The organism is Streptomyces sp. NPDC055189 (genome assembly GCF_053606765.1).
On record NZ_JBSGSG010000044.1, the window covers coordinates 1 to 16,979 of the forward strand.

Here is a 16,979-nt window from a genome sequence, read left to right on the forward strand (position 1 = left end):
GCGGGTATCCGCGGTGGGCCATCGGCCTATGCTGCTGTGCTCCTGCCGTGCCCCTGCCGTGCTCAGAGGGACGTGGTGCCCTCGCGCAGGCGGTCGATCATGTGCCGGGTCGTCTCGATCGGGCTCTCGGAGAGGTCCTGGGAACGCACCGGCAGTGCCGCGTTGAGCTTGGCCGCCTTCTCGTCCCACTCGTCCTGGCCGGCGAACGGAATCGTCTCGCCCTCCTGGTAAGTGGGGAAGGGGCGATAGCTGTTGAGGCCCTTGGTGTCGCCGCCGCGTACCAGCAGCGGGTCGATGTAGACCCCGTTGCCGTGGGTCTGCGTGCTCGTCGAGATGTAGCCCATGTCGAGACCGCACCGCCGCTTGGCGGAGGTGTTCGGGTCCGAGCAGTGCAGCAGGTTGGGGTGGTGGATCGAGACATCGCCCGGCTGGAGCTCGATGTGCACGATGCCGCGCTCCTCGACCCACTCCCGCACCAGGTTCTCGTCCGAGGAGGAGAACAGCATGTTGTCCGTGTCCGTGCGGGACGACGGCTGGTGCAGCGGCAGCGCGTGGCTGCCGGGGATCATCTGCAGGCAGCCGTTCTCCGTGGTGGACTCGTCGACGGCCAGCCACACCGTGAGCGCCTCCATCGGGCTCAGCGGCCAGTACGCCCCGTCCTGGTGCCACAGGACGGGCTGTCCGTCGTACGGAGGCTTGCAGATGTAGTGGGCGGTGAAGGACGCCAGATCCGGGCCGAGGAAGAACTCCGCAATGTCCACCAGACGGGAGTCCGAAACCAGGCGCGCCCAGAAAGCGTCGTTGCGTATCAGCGGGTGGTGGAAGTGCTCGGGACGAAGGTCCGGGTACTTGCGGGTGAGCCAGTCGACATGGGCGTTCACCTCTTCCAGGAGTTCCTTCGAAACGACGTTGCGGATGATGGAGAAGCCCTGCTCGGCGTACTCCGCCGCAGCCTTCTCCAGAACACCATCGCCGAGTGGGTTCATGCGTCAGCTCCTTTTCAGGTGTTTCGGGTACTGCATGCCTTGCGGAACGGGTTATATGCCCGGCGCGGTCATGACGGCGAAGCCGCCGACCAGCGCTAGAGCGAGCATTAGGCGTTCGGCAACCTCGATGATTTTGATTGGCAGTCACTCCGGCGCGCACCAAGGCGCGACCTGCCCTGCCGGGGCCTCTCCGCTGTCCCGTCGACAGGACAGCGGTGCGGACGGCCATGTCCGCCGGTATTCAGCGGATACCTCGTCGCGGCCGACCATAGAACGTGTCTTGGCCGTACGTCCATTACTTCACGGAAGGACGCACGGCGTACGCGACCACCCCGGCGGTTGAACGGGCGGGCGGGGTCCCAAATCTGGATGTGAATCTGTGATTTTCAGCCGCCGTCTGGAATCCTCGTATGCGTGGCACATGAGGACGGAAATGACTCCGTGAACCCGCATTGCACATCTCTGCCGGCGGACGGCGAATTTACTTTCGCAACCCGACAGGCATCGACTAAGAGTGGGGCGAGTACGCTGACTGAATTGGAAAAGCTGGTGCGCGGCGTACCCGATCCGGTCGTACGCGAATTCCTGCTGATGGCGGACGATAGCATCGTCACGGTGCTTCCCTATGCGCTGGCCATAGCCGCGCGACTTGGCGTGGCCGACGCTTGTGCGCCGGACGGGTCGACGTCCGAGGAACTCGCGGACACCGTCGGCTTCGCGGCGGAGCCGCTCATGAGCCTGTTGAACGCCCTCACCGGTGCGGGCTTCTTCGCCCGGGATCATCGTGGGCGTTTTACCCCCACGGAGTTGGGCGCGGTGCTCAAGGCCGACTCATCCGTGTCGATGCGGGCCACGCTGTCCAACCTGGATTCGTACCGTGCCTGGCTGCGGGCGGCCGACGCCGCGGCGGACAGGCAGCCGCTCCCTGCGGCCCACGGCGAGACCTTCTTCGTGGACCAGGACACCAAGCCCACGTCCGAGGCCGCCTTCAACACCCGGATGAAGGAGCGGGCCAAGCGCCTGTACGGCGGCCTGGCCGAACTGCCGGTGTGGGACGAGGCGCGCACGGTCATGGACATCGGCGGCGGCACGGGCACGGTCATCTCCACGATCCTGCAGGGCCAACCGCACTTGAGCGGCGTGCTGTTCGATCGCCCCTCAGTGATCGATCTGGCGGCGCGCGATACCCCGCTCGCCCCGGTCCGTGACCGGTGCACGCTGGTGACCGGCAGCTTCTTCGACGAGCTCCCCAAGGGCGCGGACGTCCATGTCCTCGGCAGCGTGCTGCACGACTGGGACGACGAGAAGGCTGCCGACATTCTGCGCTCCAGCCTCAGGGCGCTGTCCCCCGGCGGCCGGATACTGGTGTGCGAACTCGTCGTTCCCGAGGCCGCCGAACCCCATCCGGCGCGCTGGAGCGACCTCGGCATGCTGGTGCTTCTCGGCGGCCGGGAGCGCACGCTGTCGGAGTTCGACAAGCTGTTCGCCGCTGCGGGGCTCGTGCGGACCAGGGTGCTGCCCGTCGGGGAGTCGAGCTTCAGCCTCATCGAGGCGACTGCACCCCAGCAGGTTCCGCAGAGCGCCTGACGGCCGGTCCGGACGACCCCGGACAGCGCTCGCCCAGGAAGCGGGCTCCACCAGTAAGCACCATCCGTTGTCAGGCACCATCCGTTGTCAGGCACCATCGGAACGTTGAGCAACGCCCGGGTGCGTCCACAGCATCCGCTCCGTTGCCGGCCCGGGAGTGGAAATGGTCTCGATGAAAGATGTCCTGGTGGTCGGCACCGGTTTGATAGGAACCTCGGTCGCGCTGGCCCTCAAGGCCCACGGGGTCGGCGTGTACCTGAGGGACTTGGATCCCGTCTCGGCCAAGATCGCGTCCTCGCTCGGCGCCGGCTCCGTGGAAGAACCGCCGAAGACGGTGGACCTGGCCGTCGTGGCCGTCCCGCCGGCGCTGGTGGCCGACGTCCTCGGACGCCTGCAGGCCCAAGGCGTGGCGCGGCACTACACCGACGTCGCCAGCGTCAAGGCCAGACCGCAGCAGGACGCCATCGCTCTCGCCTGCGACAACGCACGCTACGTCGGCGGCCACCCGATGGCGGGCAGCGAGCGCAGCGGGCCGCTCGCCGCCCGGGCGGACCTCTTCGACGGGTGCAACTGGGTCCTCACGCCCACGAGCGAGACCGATACCGACACCCTGAACGCCGCACTCCAACTCGTCGCGGTGTGCGGGGCCGTGCCCGTGCTGATGGAGGCGGCGGCCCACGACCGCGCGGTCGGCCTCGTCTCGCACGCCCCGCACCTGGTGGCGAGCCTGGTCGCCGCCCTCCTGGAACCGGCCGATGAGCGCATGGTGAGCCTCGCGGGCTCGGGCGTGCGCGACCTCACCCGTATCGCGGCCGCGGACCCGGGCCTGTGGGTGGACATCCTCGATGCCAACGCCCTGGTGGTGGCCGACCTGCTCGAAGAGCTGGCGGAGGGCCTGGACGACGCCGTCATGGGCCTGCGGGCCATGGGGGCGACGGACGACGACAAGCGCAGCAACGGCGCGCGCATCGTCGAGGACCTGCTGCGCCGCGGACAGGCAGGACGGGCCCGGATCCCCGCCAAGCACGGCACCGTTCCGGAGCAGTACGAGACGGTGACGGTCATGATCGGCGACCAGCCGGGCGAACTGGCCCGGCTCTTCACCGACGCCTCCAGCGCCGGCGTCAACGTCGAAGACGTACACCTGGAGCACTCGGCGGGCCGGCCGACCGGCCGTGCCCAGCTCAGCGTCACCCGGGAGCTGCGCGAGGTGCTGGTGACGACCCTGCACAACCGCGGGTGGCGCCACCACTAGCAGCGCCGAGCTCTCCATCGTCGACGTACGGCCCTCAACTCACCTTGCAACAAGGCGAGTTGAGGGCCGTACGCGTTTCCCGCAGATCTCCACGAGCGGCGCCGATCCACGCCTTTTCTAGTCTGTCTTGCTAAGTACCGGTAGTCAGCGTTACGGTGTACCGGTACTCAACGGCGCTTACTAGCGCAGGGAGGGAGGTGCTGTCATGGCCAAGCTGCTGACGGAGATGCTCAAGGGCACCCTGGAGGGCATCATTCTCGCGTCCTTGTCGGACCGGCCGGCCTACGGCTACGAGATCACCGCGCGGCTGCGGGAACAGGGCTTCTCCGACATCGCCGAGGGCACCATCTACGCGCTGCTCGTCCGGCTGGAGAAGCAGGGCCTGGTCGACGTGGAGAAGGTTCCCTCCGAGAAGGGCCCGCCGCGCAAGGTGCACTCCCTCAACGCCCGGGGACGGGACTACCTCGACGAGTTCTGGAAGACCTGGAACTTCCTCGCCGAACGACTGCAACAGCTCAACGAAGGGAGCAAGTAACCATGTCCGAGGACGAGAAGAGCGGCTTCATCGCCAAGATGATCGGGCCCAAGAAGAACTGGCGGGCCTACAAGGCCCGCGTGAAGGACCTGCCCGACAACTACCGCACCGCGGCCGAGGCCATCGAGCACTACTTGATGCACTTCGTGCCGGTCGATGCCGACTCCGTCACGTCGATGTTCGACGACCTGGCCAACCTCTTCGAGCAGGCCGTGGCGGACGGCACGCCGATCCGCGAGATCACCGGCGATGACCCGGCGGAGTTCGCCGACGCGTTCGCCCGGAACTACACGGTGGGCGGCTACGTCCCCGACCGCGCTCGCAAGCGACTCACCGACGCCCTCACCCGCGCCGGGAACTAGGACGACGGAGAAGACGAGACGGGCCGGTAACGCCGCAGCACCAACGCTCGCCGCACGCAAGGAGATTCGCGATGGGAAAAGGCAGCAACGGATTATCCGCGTCAGGACTGCGTCGACTGCGCGAGGTGCTGATACGGCATGTGGAGTCCACGAGAATTCCCGGGCTCGTCGCGCTGGTCGGCCGGGGCGAGGAGACCCACGTCGAGACCATCGGGACGATGCGCCCCGACGGCGACTCCCCGATGCGCCGGGACACCATCTGCCGGATGGCCTCAACGACCAAACCGGTCGCGGTGGCGGCGACGATGGTCCTGCTGGACGAGTGCCTGCTGCGTCTTGACGACCCGGTGGACCGTTGGCTGCCCGAGCTGGCGGACCGGCGAGTCCTCCGCCAGCCCGACGGCCCGCTGGAGGACACCGTGCCGGCCCGGCGTCCGATCACCGTGCGGGACCTGCTCACCTCCACGTTCGGACTCGGCCTCGACATGACGGCGACGCACGCTCCGATGATGGGCGCGTTTTTCGAGCAGGGGGTCTACGGGCAGGAATGGCTGTTGCCCGCGGTGGAGCCGGATGAGTGGATGCGTCGTCTGGGCACCCTGCCGCTGATGTACCAGCCCGGAGAGCGGTGGCTGTACAACGTCAGCGATGACGTGCTGGGCGTGCTCGTCGCCAGGGTCACCGGCCGACCGTTCGAGACGTTCCTGCGGGAACGTGTTCTCGATCCCCTGGGCATGAAGGACACCGGTTTCCACGTGTCCGCCGACAAGATCGACCGGCTCCCTCCGCTGTACGCCCCCGACCCGCGGACCGGAGAGTTCACGGTGGCGGACGAGGTCGAGGGCGGACACCACAGCCGGCCCCCGGCATTCCCGTCGGGCGGCGGCGGCCTCGACTCGACCGTCGACGACTATCACGCCTACTTCCGGATGCTCCTGAACCACGGGATGCACGGCAACCGACGCGTCCTGTCCCGGCAGTCCGTCGAGCTGATGACCACCAACCGCCTCACCCCCGGGCAACTGACCGCCCGGGAAGCCTGGGCCCGCGACATCGTCCATCTGTCGCACGGCCAGGGGCAGCACGGCGGGTGGGGCTTCGGGATGGCGGTGCGCACCTACCGCGGTGACTTCGCGCCCGTCGGCCAGTTCGGCTGGGACGGCGGGGCAGGCACCTCGACGTACGCCGACCCGGACAACCAGCTCGTCGGCATCCTGCTCACGCAGACCGGGATGTCCACCCCGGATTCGGCGCGGGCCATCCACGACTTCTGGACCACCCTCTATCAGGCAATCGACGATTGACCTGCCACCGGACCGGGACGGTCCGGCGCGCGTCACGTCTCCCCCGGCCGTGACCGGCGCATCTGACCGTCCTTCGGCGCGGAGTGGGCCCCGGGATCACCCCGGAGCCCACTCCGCGCAATCCTGTCTAGCGCCGCAGCACCTCGCGAGCCTGGTGGTGCCGGACCCACTCATCGGCGCCGACGGCGGGCCGGACGACTTCGGGGCCGATGTCGGCGAGCTCGCGCAGGCCCGCGAGCCCCATGGCGTCGGTCAGTTCACCGAGCAGGATGTTCAGCACATCCGTCACCCCCTGGTCTCCGTCGACGGCGAGGCCGTGCAGGATCGGGCGGCCGACGAGCACCGCGTCGGCGCCGAGCGCGAGCGCGGCCAGCACGTCCCGGCCGCGGCGCACTCCCCCGTCGAGCAGCACGGGCACCCGCCCGTCCACCGCCGTCACGATCTCCGGCAGGGCGTCGAGAGTCGCGGGAACACCGTCGAGCTGCCTCCCGCCGTGGTTGGACACGATGATGCCGTCCGCCCCGGCCTCGACGGCGCGCGCCGCATCGGCGTCGGTGAGGATCCCCTTGAGCAGGACCGGCAGCGGGCTGATCGAGCGCAGCCACTCCACCACCGACCAGTCGAGAGGAGCGAACTCGGCTCTGGCGTGCGCGGCGGGCACCGTGAAGTCGTGCCCCTCCAGGTTGGCAGGGACGATTCCCGCCGGAAGCCGGAAGCCGTTGCGCAGGTCCCTCAGCCTGCGGCCCATGTGGGGCGTGTCGACGGTGAGGACGAGCGCCTCGAAACCCGCGCCCTGCGCACGCTCGATGAGGCGCCGCGTCATCTCCCGGTCACGCAGGCAGTAGACCTGGAGCCAGAGCGGGCCGCCGCCGGCGGCGGCGAGTTCCTCGATGCCGCGCCCGGCGAAGGTGCTGATCACGACCGGCACCCGGGCGGCCGCCGCCGTCCCGCGCACGGTGGCGACCTCGCCCAGCGGGTGGGCCAGCGTGTGGTACCCCAGCGGTGCGACCGCCACCGGCGCGTCCCAGGAGCGGCCGAGGATGGTGGTCGCCGTCCGGGGCGTGGCGGCGCCGCGCAGGACCTGCGGGCGCAGCCACAGCCGGTCGAACGCCCCCGCATTGGCCGCGAGCGTCCGTTCCTCGCCCGCGCCGCCCTCGAAGAAGTCCCAGACGGCGGGGGCGAGTCGGGACCTGGCCGAACTCTCGAAATCGGCGAGCGTGAGTCTCATCGCCCGTCCTGCGTTCCGGCGCGGTTCATTCGATGCCCTTCCCTCGTCAGTCGGCCAGCTTGGTGGCGATGACCTTCATGATGTGTTCCGCGGATTTCGGCATGTGCAGGTCGTGGTGTGTGGCGTCCACGTCGTGCTCCTCGATGGTGCCGAGGATGAACGGCCGCCAGTCGGGCCCGTACGACTTCTCCTTGTCCTGCGTCGCGTGGAAGAACAGCAGATCGCCGCGGTAGACCGGCGTCTGGAACAGGGCCATCTTCTGCAGGTTGTTGGAGCCCACCCTCGCCATGCTCTTGAGGAAGGAGTTCATGCTGTTGGTGTTCATGAACTGGCCGAAGACTTCCTCGACGTCCTGCCGGTACCCCTCCTCCGACCTGCTTGCCACCTCCGGCAGCCTGAACCCGCTTCCTTCGCACGCCGGTTGGGAGTCCAGGACGGCCACCAGAGCGATCTCCTGTCCGCGCCGGTCGAGCACATCAGCGATGGCCTGGGCCAACGGGCCGCCGAAGGACCAGCCGACCAGGTTGTAGGGGCCTTCCGGCTGGATCTTGAGTATCTGGGCGAGATAGTCGTCGATCATCTCCTCCACCGATTCCGCCACCGGCTCCGTGCCGTTGGAGCCGCGGGCCTGCAGGCAGTAGGCCGGCCGGTCCAGGTAGGGGGCGAAGCTGAAGTGTGCCCAGCCGAGGCCGCCGCCTCCGTGGAAGAACCACAGCGGCGCCTTGCCCGTTCCGGGGTCCCTGTTCAGCGGCAGTACGACCTCGAACGAGTCGGCGTGGTCGCCGGGCGAGACGCCGGTGACCACCAGCGCGGCCAGCTCGGCCACGGTGGGGAACTGGACGATCGTTCGCAGGGGCATGTCAAGGTCGAACTGCTTGCGGATCTTGGCGCTGAGCCGGGTGGCCAGGAGCGAGTGCCCGCCGAGCGCGAAGAAGTCGTCCTCGACACCGACCCGCTCCAGGCCGAGCAGCTCGCAGAAGAAGGAGCAGAGCTTCTCCTCATGGGAGTTGCGGGGCCCGCCGCCTCGCGCGGTGGTCGCACGGTCCGACGGCAGCGCCCGCCGGTCGAGCTTGCCTGCCGTGTTCAGCGGGAGTTCCGAGAGCGGTACGACCACGGCCGGGACCATGTAGTCCGGCAGCCGCCCGCGCAGGTACTCGGGCAGCTCGGCCAGGAGCGGACCGATCGCCGTGGCCAGCGCGGGGGCGTTCACCAGGGCCCGCCCCGTCTCCTCGCCGGGAACGAACCCTCCGGAGACGGTCCGCTGCCCCTTCTCACGCTCGGGCAGGACGATCGCGTCGAAGGCGTGGCCGGCCTGGCCCGACCAGGTGAGGATCGCGCCGCGGCCCTGCCGCCGTGCCCACGCGGTGAGGTCGTGTGGGTCAAGTGGCCTGCCGGGGAGGGCGGCCGAGGTCAGGACACCGGTGGAGGTCGCCGTGGCCGCCTCGTCCGTCAGGCGTGCGTTGGGTATTCCGGTCACGCGGACCGCGCCGCCCGCCCGGTTGACGCGGTCTTCGAGACCGGCCAGGTCGGAGACCTCACGGCCCCACTGCACCGCGGGCACGCCGGAGAGTTCGAGGGCGTCGGCCGGGTCGTTGTGCAGGATGACCTCGTAGCGGTGCCGGGTCAGTTCGTTGTGCGCCTGTCCCGGCTTCAGCCGGATGTCGACCGTGAGGGATCGCTCCGCCGCCCACTTGGTGAACCACTCAGGGGCGACCACCAGCTCCCGCTCGGCGAGCAGCGCCTGCTCGACCAGCGCGCGCAGTTCGTCACGCGAGGCGTGCGGGTGTGCCGCACGCTGCACGGCGGTCGTCATCAGCCGGAGGGTGGTGGCGTTGCGGACGTCACCGACGATGACGCGGCCGCCCGGCGCGAGGAGCTCCACGGCCTGGCGCAGCACCTGGTCCAGGTACTCGGCGTCGGGGAAGTACTGCACCACCGAGTTGAGCAGGACGGTGTCGAAGGCGCCCTTGGGCAGCCCGGATATGTCCTCGGCCCCCTGGGCGCTGAGCCGGACCCGGTCGCCGTGGCCCGCCTGCTCGGCCTGGGCCCGGAGCCGGTCCACGACGGTGGCGGAGATGTCGGTGCCCCAGTACTCGTCGACCGCGTCGACGATCTTCGCGAGCAGCAGACCGGAACCCACACCGATTTCGAGGACACGCCGGGGCGCGAAGCGCAGCACCTGGGCCACCGCCTCGTCCCGCCACTCGTCCATCTGCTCACGCGGGAGCGGCTCGCCGTCGTACACCGACCTCCACAGCTCGAAGTCCTCGCCCAGTTCGGTGTCGTTGGATTCGGCGTACGTCTCGTCGTAGACCTGGCGCCACTCGTCCAGCTGGTCGCCGGTGTCGGCCACCGCGGCTTCGGGATCGGGCACCACGTAGCCCACCAGGCGCTTGTCGCCCTGCTGGTTCTCACGCACCAGGACCGCCGCCTGTGCCACTCCGGGGTGCCCGGCCAGCGCGCTCTCGATCTCGCCCAGCTCGATGCGGAAGCCCCGGACCTTCACCTGGAAGTCCGCCCGTCCGATGTACTCGACCTGGCTGTCCTTGTTCCACCGCACGACATCCCCGGTGCGGTACATGCGGGTGCCGGGCGCGCCGAAGGGGCAGGCGACGAACCGGTGCGCGGTCAGAGCGCTCTGCCCCAGATAGCCTCGCGCGAGCCCGGCACCGGCCAGGTACAGCTCGCCCGCGACCCCGGGCGCGACCGGGCGCAGCGCCGCGTCAAGGACGTACACCTGGGTGTTCCACACCGGTGCGCCGATCGGGACCCGGGCCGCACCCGGCACGTACTGCCACGCCGTGACCTCCACCGACGCCTCGGTGGGTCCGTAGAGGTTGTGCACACCGCAGCCGGGCAGCACGTCGGCGACCTTCTTGGCGAGCGCCGGCGGGAACGCCTCGCCCGCGACCTCGATCCAGCGCAGGCTGGTGCACTCCTTCGCCGCAGGATCGGCGACGAACACCTCCAGGAGGGAGGGTACGAAGTCGGCGCCGGTCACCTGCTCCCGCCGGATCAGCTCGGCCAGATAGGCGGGGTCCTTGCGGGCGTCCGGCCGCGAGATCACCACGGCCGCACCCGCCTGCAAGGGCCCGAACAGCTCCGGCACCGACACGTCGAAACTCGCCGATGTGCTCAGCAGCACCCGGTCTTCGGGGCCCACCTCGAAGTGTCCGAGCCCCCATGCGAGGCGGTTCATGATCGACCGGTGCGAGACCTGCACGCCCTTGGGGCCGCCGGTGGATCCGGAGGTGAAGATGACGTAGGCGGCGTTGTCCGGCGACAGTTCACGCCGCGGGTTGTCCTGCGGGTACCCGGACACGTCCGGCAGCGTCTCGTCGAGCACCAGCAGCGGACGCGCGCTGCGCACCACCTGCTGTACCCGGTCCCCGGGCAGGTCGGTGTCGATCGGCAGATAGGCGGCGCCCGCCTTGACCACGGCGTACAGAGCCACCATCAGGTCCACCGAACGCGGTATGCGCACCGCCACCAGCTGCTCGGCGCCGGCGCCCTGTTCCACCAGCCAATGTGCCAGCTGGTTGGCACGCCGGTTGAACTCGCCGTAGCTCAGCCTCTCCTGCTCGCCGATCAGCGCGACGCGGTCGGGGTCACGCTCCACCCGGGCCTCGAACGCGTCCGGCAGGGTGCCGGGGTCCACCGGCCGTCCGGTGTCGTTGACTCCTCGGACCAGCCAGTCGCGCTCTGCCGGCGACAGCACCTCGACGGCGCTGATCGGGGCCGTCGGGTCGGTGGCCACCTGCTCGAGGACCCGCACGAACCGGGCGGCTACGGCCTCGACCGTGTCGCGGTCGAACAGCTGGGTCGCGTACTGGAGGTCGCAGCGCAGGCCGCCCGACTCTTCCACGGCCATGTTGAAGAACAGGTCGAACATGGCCGTCGATGTGACGTGCTGCTCGAACTCCACGTCGAGACCGGAGAGTTCGAACTCACCCCGTTCCCAGTTGTGCCAGGCGAGCATCACCTGGAACAGCGGCTGGTACGCCGTGGAGCGGTCCGGGTTGATCAACTCGACCAGCGTCTCGAACGGCACGTCCTGGCGCTCGTAGGCCGCCAGCGTCTTTTCCCGCACCTGCGTCAGGAGGTCGTCGAACGTCGGGTCACCGGAGAGGTCCACCCGCAGCACCCGGGTGTTGACGAAGAATCCGACCAGATCGGCCAGTGCTTCGTCGGTGCGCCCGGCGATCGGGCTTCCGATGGTCACGTCGTCCCCGCCGCCCAGCTTGCCGAGCAGCACGCCGAGCGCGGCTTCCATGACCATCGACACGGTCATCCCGCGCTCGTCGGCCAGCTTCTGCAGCCCGGTCCCCACCTCCGGTTCCGCGACGAAGGTGACCTTGTCTCCCTGCGAACTGCGCTGCGCGGACCGCGGGCGGTCGAGCGGCAGGTTCAGCGGCTGCGGAACTCCCGCCAGCTCCTCGCGCCAGTACTCGGCCTGCGCCGCGGCCAGGCTGCCCGGGTCCGACACATCACCGAGCAACTCGCGCTGCCACAGCGCGTAGTCCTTGTACTGCACGGGCAGCGGCTCGAACTCCGGCGCCCTGCCCTCCAGGCGCGCGGCGTACCCCGCGGACATGTCCCGTACCAGCGGCGCCACCGAGGCGCCGTCCGATGCGATGTGGTGGATGACCAGGACCAGGACGTGGTCCTCGGGGCCGCGGCGCAAGAGGGTCGCCTTGAAGGGGATCTCGGCCGCCAGGTCGAACCGGTGGGTGATGAACTCCTCGACCACGCCGGGCAGTTCGCCGTCGGACACCTCGACCACCGGCACCTGCACCGAGGCCTGTGCCGACGACAGGATCCGCTGGAAGGGTTCGCCCTGGTCGTCCGTGACGTACAGGGTGCGCAGCGGCTCGTGCCGCTCGACCAGGTCACGGATGGCGGCGATGAGGGCAGCCTGGTCCAGTGCACCGGTCAGCCGGAACGCCGGGGAGATGTTGTACGTCTCGGCCCCGCCCTCCATTTGGTGCGTCAGCCACATGCGGCGCTGTGCGAAAGAAAGCGGAATCACTGGGTCTGCTCCTCTATGGTCATCCTGCGGTGGTGGGAGGGCGACGCGGGACCGTCACCGGTGCGGGCAGGTCTCAGGTGTCAGGCCTGGCCGGTCGGGTTGCTCGTCTGCTGGCGGTCCACGGCTTCGTAGAGGGCCTTGATGTTGTTGCTGCCGAACGTGCTGGCACCACGGCGGTCGATCAGTTCGTAGAAGAGCGTGCCCCTGGTGTGCCGCGACTCGGTGAAGATCTGCAGCATGATCCCTGCCGGGTCGCGGTCGGCGAGGACGTTGACCTCGCGCAGCGCCTCCACGGGGACGCCGATCGGGCCGAGCCGTGAGTCCAGCGCCTCGTAGTAGTTCTGCGGTGTGGTCAGGAAACGCACGCCCCGCTCGGCGCTCTTGGGCACGGCGGTCAGGATGTCGTCGGTGAGGAAGGCGATGTGCTGGACGCCCGCGCCGTCGTGGGCCTCGATGAACCGGTCGATCTGGCCCGGGGCCCGGGTGATGTCCGGCTCGATGATGGTCAGGGTCAGCCGTCCGGATCCGTTCTGGACGACCTTCGAGTCCATGGCCTGGGACCCGACGATGATCTGCTCCTCGAAGGTCTGGCGGAGGCCGAATATCTCCTCGTAGGCGTGCACCGTCTCCTTGAGCGTGCCTGCGGGCACGCACACCGCGAGGTGGTCGATCTCCGTGAACAGTCCCTCGCCGGAACGGGCCGACGCGGTCTCCTCGATCAGCGGGGCGAACGGGCCGTCGGGCCGGCCGCGGGAGACGAAGCGGTGCTCCACGTCGCCGAACCCGCTCACCGAGGCGAAGACGACCTCGGCTCCTTCGGGGCCGACTCTCTCGGGCGGGGCGACGGGCAGGGCCCCCCGCTCGACCGCTTCGGCGAACGCGGCCTGGGCGTCGTCGACACGCAGGCCGATCACACCGACGCCCTGGCCGTGCCGCTCGACGTATTCGGCCGCACGGTGCTGCGGGCTGGTGGCCGAGGTCACCAGCAGGGTGATGTTGTGCTGGCGCAACAGCACCGACTCGCATCCGCGCAGACCCGTACGGGCACCGCCGCGACCGGCGACGGCGAAGCCGAACTGGTCGCTCAGCCCGAGGGCCGCCTCCTCGGCGTCATCAACGAAAAGCTCTATGTGATCAATCGACTGGATATCCACACGCCACCTCCAGGGGTGCACACTTGACCGGACTCAGCAGGCACGGCGCTGTGCCGCGGCAACCTCGGACTCGATGAAATCGGCCAGCCGCCGGAGCCCCTCCTCCACGTCCGCGTGGGTCAGATAGCTGGTCGACAGCCGGATGGTGTGATCACCCCCGCCGTCCGGATGGAAGTAGGACATCGGCGTCCAGATGACCCCGAAGTCCTGCGCGGACCGGCCCAGCGCGGCGTCGTCGGCGCGGAAGGCGACCTGCAGTGTCAGGAAGAAGCCCCCGCTGGGCGCGTTCCAGCTCACGCCGAGCCGGGACCGGCGCTCGGCGGGGAACTCGCGTTCCAGGCCGCGCAGGGCGACTTGCATGGTGTCCCCGTAGTGGGCGGCCGCCTCCTCGTTCAGCTCGGAGACACGGCCGCCGGAGGCCAGCAGGGCACCCGCCACGGCCGCCTGGCTCAGCGGCGAGGTGTTCACGGTGATCATGCTCTTGATCTTGGCGAGCTCGTCGGCGAGCAGCCCCGTGGTCCCGTCCGCCCGCAGCACCGTCTGGTCGGCGACGGCATAACCCACGCGCGCACCGGGGAAGAGCGACTTCGCGTACGAGCCCAGGTGGATCACTCGCCGGCTCTGGTCGAGCGATTTCAGCGTGGGCACCTGTGCGCCGGGGCTGACAAGGCGGTACGGGCTGTCCTCAAGGATGTAGAAGTCGAACCGGTCGGCCAGTGCGAGCAGTTCGTGCCTGGTCTCCAGCGGCATCGTGACGCCGGACGGATTGGAATGGTCGGGGATCACGTAAAGCGCGCGAGGCCTGCGCCCTCGCAGGCGCTCGGCCAGGACCGCGGCCTCCACGTCGGCGCACGACAGGCCGCCCGCCCGCTCCTCCACGGCGACCACGTCGGCGTCGAGGAGCCGCGCCGCACCGGTGATCCCCACATAGCAGGGGCTGGAGACGAGCAGCACGTCCTCGGGACCGGACATCAGCGCGCGCAGCGCCAGGAACATCGCCTCCTGGCAGCCCACCGTGACCACGATCGACTCCGCCGGTACGTCGATGCCCTCGTCCGCGCGGAGCGAATCGGCGACGAGTTCGCGGATCAGCCCGGCGGACGGCCCGTACTGGAACATGGCGCTGCGCACCTCGGCCGGTGTGCGCCCCTCCGAGGCCAAGTGGTCGAGGAAGCGGCGCAGATGGGCGAAGATCTGCTCGGTGTCGAAGAAGTCCTCGTGCGGCCTGCCCGGACCGAAGGAGACGGCCTCGGGGTAATTCAGGGTGACTTCGTTGAGGAAGTTCATCGTGTCCATCACGGGATCCGCGACGCCGGGATGCAGATCCTCCATGCGCAGCACCGCTGCGCCGCCCGCCGGGAGCGCCCCGGCGAGATCACCGGCGATGTCTTTGGTCGCGCGGTACGTCTCGCTCATCACGATCGCCTTCCGAAGTGTCCGGCCCTGGCTCTCACAAGCGCACGGGGAATGTGGAGAGCGCCTGGGCGCCGGCGCCGGGGAAGGGCTCGTGGTACGTCAGGCGGCCGGCGATTTCCAGGGTGTCGCGCTGGATCATCAGGTGGTCGAGGGCTATCTCGCCTTCGAGGTGGGCGAGTGCGGCACCGAGGCAGTAGTGCGGGCCCGCGCCGAAAGCGGTGTGGCTCTGCCCGCGCTCCAGCACGCGTTCCACGTCGCATCCTTCGGGCTCGGAGAAAACGCGCGGGTCGTAATTGGCGGACTGCAGGGAGCCCGTCAGGGCATCTCCCTTGCAGATCGAGACCCCGGCGAACTCCATGTCCTCGGTCGCGTACCGCGGTCCGGCGGTCGGGACGGGATTCGCGACCCGCATCAACTCGTGCATGGCGTGCGGCAGGGCGTCCGGCCTGGCGCGCAGCAGGGCCAGCTGATCCGGGTTCTCCAGGAGTTTGAGGATCGCGTTCGGAATGAAGTGGGCCGTGGAATGGTGTCCGTTGTTCACGACGACGAGCACGACCGAGACGATCTCGGCTTCGGTGAGCCGGTCACCGTCCTCGTCGCCCTTCTGCACCAGGACGGAAATCATGTCGTCCGCGGGCTCGGCCCGGCGCCGGTCGATGAGCCCCTTGATGTACTCGGCCAGGTTCCGAAGGCCCCCCAGGGTGTCGGCCTCGGGGTCGGTGTAGTCGTTCATCCACTTGCGTACCTGCGGCTGATCGGCCTCGTCGATTCCGATGAGTTCGCAGATGACGGTGCCGGTCAGCGGTGAGGAGTACTCCTCTATGAGGTCGCCCGATCCCTTGCGGGCCAGGGTGTCGAGGAGCCGGGCGGAAATCTCCTCGATACGCGGCCGCAGCGCCTTCATCCGCCGGACGCTGAAAGCGGGAGTCACGAGGCGGCGCAGCCGAGCGTGATACTTGCCGTCCACGAGTCCCATGTTGGCCGCCATGTAGTCCCGGAGGTCGTTCTGGAACTTCTCCGGCACATCAAGAACCGCGATGGTCTGGTCCACCAGGCTGGGCCCGTGGTGGCCCGGCACGTTTCTGTTGTCCACCACGAGCCGCGGGTCGCTCAGAGCCGTCTTGAGGTCTTCGTTCCGCGTGATCAGCCAGACCGGCGGCCCTCCGGGAAACCCGATGGGAACAAGCGGGGCCATCTCCCGCAGGCGGGCATAGGCGCCGACGGGGTCGTCATGGAATTCGGGGTCCAGCAGGCTAACGATCGGCTGAGCCATGATCGTCGTCTCCTTAACGTCTTCGTCCAACAGTGGTGCCGTGGGGGGCCCGCGCCGGGAGACTCCGGCGCGGGACGTCAGCGAATGCCGGCGGATTCCGCCTCGATGAGATCCAGCACCTCCCTGCCGCTGTCGACCAGGTACATGTGATCGCCCGGGAACTCCACATAGCTGAATTCACTCGTGGTCGCGTCCCGCCACTGCTGCGCCTCTTCGGCGGTGACCAGTCCGTCGGAACGGCCCCGGAGCGAGCAGATCGGCACCGACACCAGTTCGTCGGTGCTCGGAACGTAGTTCTCGTGCATTTCGCAGTCGGCCTGCAGCACGGGCAGAATCAGTTCACGCATTTCCGGGTGGTCCAGAGCCTCGTGCCGGAATCCCGCGAACTCCTCCACCCGGGCGAGGAATTCCTCGTCGGGAAGCCCGGTGGCCCGCCTCTCCCGCTGTGTCCACGGTCCCGGCGAACCACTGACGACAAGCCGCTCGACACGCACACCGCGCGCGCCGAGCAGATGCACCAGTTCGTACGCGAGCACGGCGCCCAGGCTGTGCCCGAACACCACCGCCGGCGCCCCTTCGCCGATTTCCGCGACAATGCCGTCGACCGAGTCCTTGGCCGCTTCGACGACATTCCGGTACGGCGTCTCCATGATCCGCCGCTCCCTGCCGGGAAGTTCGACGGAAAGCACTCGCCAACGGTCGGCGGACAGCGCCCGCCACGGGTGGAAGAACGAAGGCCCTGCTCCCGCGAACGGCACGCACAGCAGCGCGCTGCGGTCCCGGTCTTCCACGGACACGCCGGGTTCTGTCACCCCGACCAACCCCAATCATCATTACGTCGGATTGTTTT

Annotated in this window: 12 protein-coding genes; 5 read left to right on the forward strand and 7 right to left on the reverse strand. The window is 69.0% G+C overall.

Annotated features, from left to right (window positions below; translation table 11 throughout):
• Positions 1 to 62 precede the first annotated feature (62 nt).
• A complete protein-coding gene (locus ACWFR3_RS27240) occupies positions 63 to 986 on the reverse strand; it encodes a phytanoyl-CoA dioxygenase family protein (RefSeq protein ID WP_453737264.1) in 924 nt (307 codons plus the stop codon).
• A 537-nt stretch (positions 987 to 1,523) separates the two neighbouring features.
• Between ACWFR3_RS27240 and ACWFR3_RS27245 the strand changes: the two genes are divergently transcribed.
• The 5 genes from ACWFR3_RS27245 (at position 1,524) to ACWFR3_RS27265 (ending at position 6,029) form a co-directional block, all read left to right on the forward strand.
• Positions 1,524 to 2,573, forward strand: a complete 1,050-nt coding sequence (locus tag ACWFR3_RS27245) for a methyltransferase (protein WP_453737265.1) — start codon at positions 1,524 to 1,526, stop codon at positions 2,571 to 2,573.
• Between the two features lie 172 nt (positions 2,574 to 2,745).
• Complete coding sequence (locus tag ACWFR3_RS27250) at positions 2,746 to 3,828, forward strand: prephenate dehydrogenase (protein WP_453737300.1); 1,083 nt, start codon at positions 2,746 to 2,748, stop codon at positions 3,826 to 3,828.
• A gap of 205 nt (positions 3,829 to 4,033) precedes the next feature.
• On the forward strand, positions 4,034 to 4,363 hold the full coding sequence (locus ACWFR3_RS27255) for a PadR family transcriptional regulator (RefSeq protein WP_453734179.1): 330 nt from the start codon (positions 4,034 to 4,036) through the stop codon (positions 4,361 to 4,363).
• Positions 4,364 to 4,365: 2 nt separating this feature from the next.
• Positions 4,366 to 4,725, forward strand: coding sequence for a DUF1048 domain-containing protein (locus ACWFR3_RS27260; RefSeq protein WP_453737266.1), 360 nt, complete (start codon positions 4,366 to 4,368; stop codon positions 4,723 to 4,725).
• 71 nt (positions 4,726 to 4,796) lie between these two features.
• Complete coding sequence (locus tag ACWFR3_RS27265) at positions 4,797 to 6,029, forward strand: serine hydrolase domain-containing protein (protein WP_453737267.1); 1,233 nt, start codon at positions 4,797 to 4,799, stop codon at positions 6,027 to 6,029.
• A 127-nt stretch (positions 6,030 to 6,156) separates the two neighbouring features.
• On the opposite strand, the gene ACWFR3_RS27270 is transcribed toward ACWFR3_RS27265, so the two are convergent.
• The 6 genes from ACWFR3_RS27270 to ACWFR3_RS27295 all read right to left on the reverse strand — a co-directional run bounded on the left by ACWFR3_RS27270 (position 6,157) and on the right by ACWFR3_RS27295 (position 16,956).
• The gene (locus tag ACWFR3_RS27270; protein WP_453737268.1) at positions 6,157 to 7,257 is read right to left on the reverse strand and encodes an alpha-hydroxy acid oxidase; all 1,101 of its coding nucleotides are present in this window, start codon (positions 7,255 to 7,257) and stop codon (positions 6,157 to 6,159) included.
• Between the two features lie 46 nt (positions 7,258 to 7,303).
• On the reverse strand, positions 7,304 to 12,286 hold the full coding sequence (locus ACWFR3_RS27275) for an amino acid adenylation domain-containing protein (protein WP_453737269.1): 4,983 nt from the start codon (positions 12,284 to 12,286) through the stop codon (positions 7,304 to 7,306).
• Positions 12,287 to 12,366: 80 nt separating this feature from the next.
• A complete protein-coding gene (gene hppD / locus ACWFR3_RS27280; RefSeq protein WP_453737270.1) occupies positions 12,367 to 13,440 on the reverse strand; it encodes a 4-hydroxyphenylpyruvate dioxygenase in 1,074 nt (357 codons plus the stop codon).
• 33 nt (positions 13,441 to 13,473) lie between these two features.
• Complete coding sequence (locus ACWFR3_RS27285) at positions 13,474 to 14,856, reverse strand: aminotransferase-like domain-containing protein (protein ID WP_453737271.1); 1,383 nt, start codon at positions 14,854 to 14,856, stop codon at positions 13,474 to 13,476.
• 34 nt (positions 14,857 to 14,890) lie between these two features.
• Complete coding sequence (locus ACWFR3_RS27290; RefSeq protein ID WP_453737272.1) at positions 14,891 to 16,129, reverse strand: cytochrome P450; 1,239 nt, start codon at positions 16,127 to 16,129, stop codon at positions 14,891 to 14,893.
• A gap of 77 nt (positions 16,130 to 16,206) precedes the next feature.
• Positions 16,207 to 16,956 (reverse strand): thioesterase II family protein, encoded by a 750-nt coding sequence (locus ACWFR3_RS27295; protein WP_453737273.1) that lies wholly within the window; start codon positions 16,954 to 16,956, stop codon positions 16,207 to 16,209.
• Positions 16,957 to 16,979 lie beyond the last annotated feature (23 nt).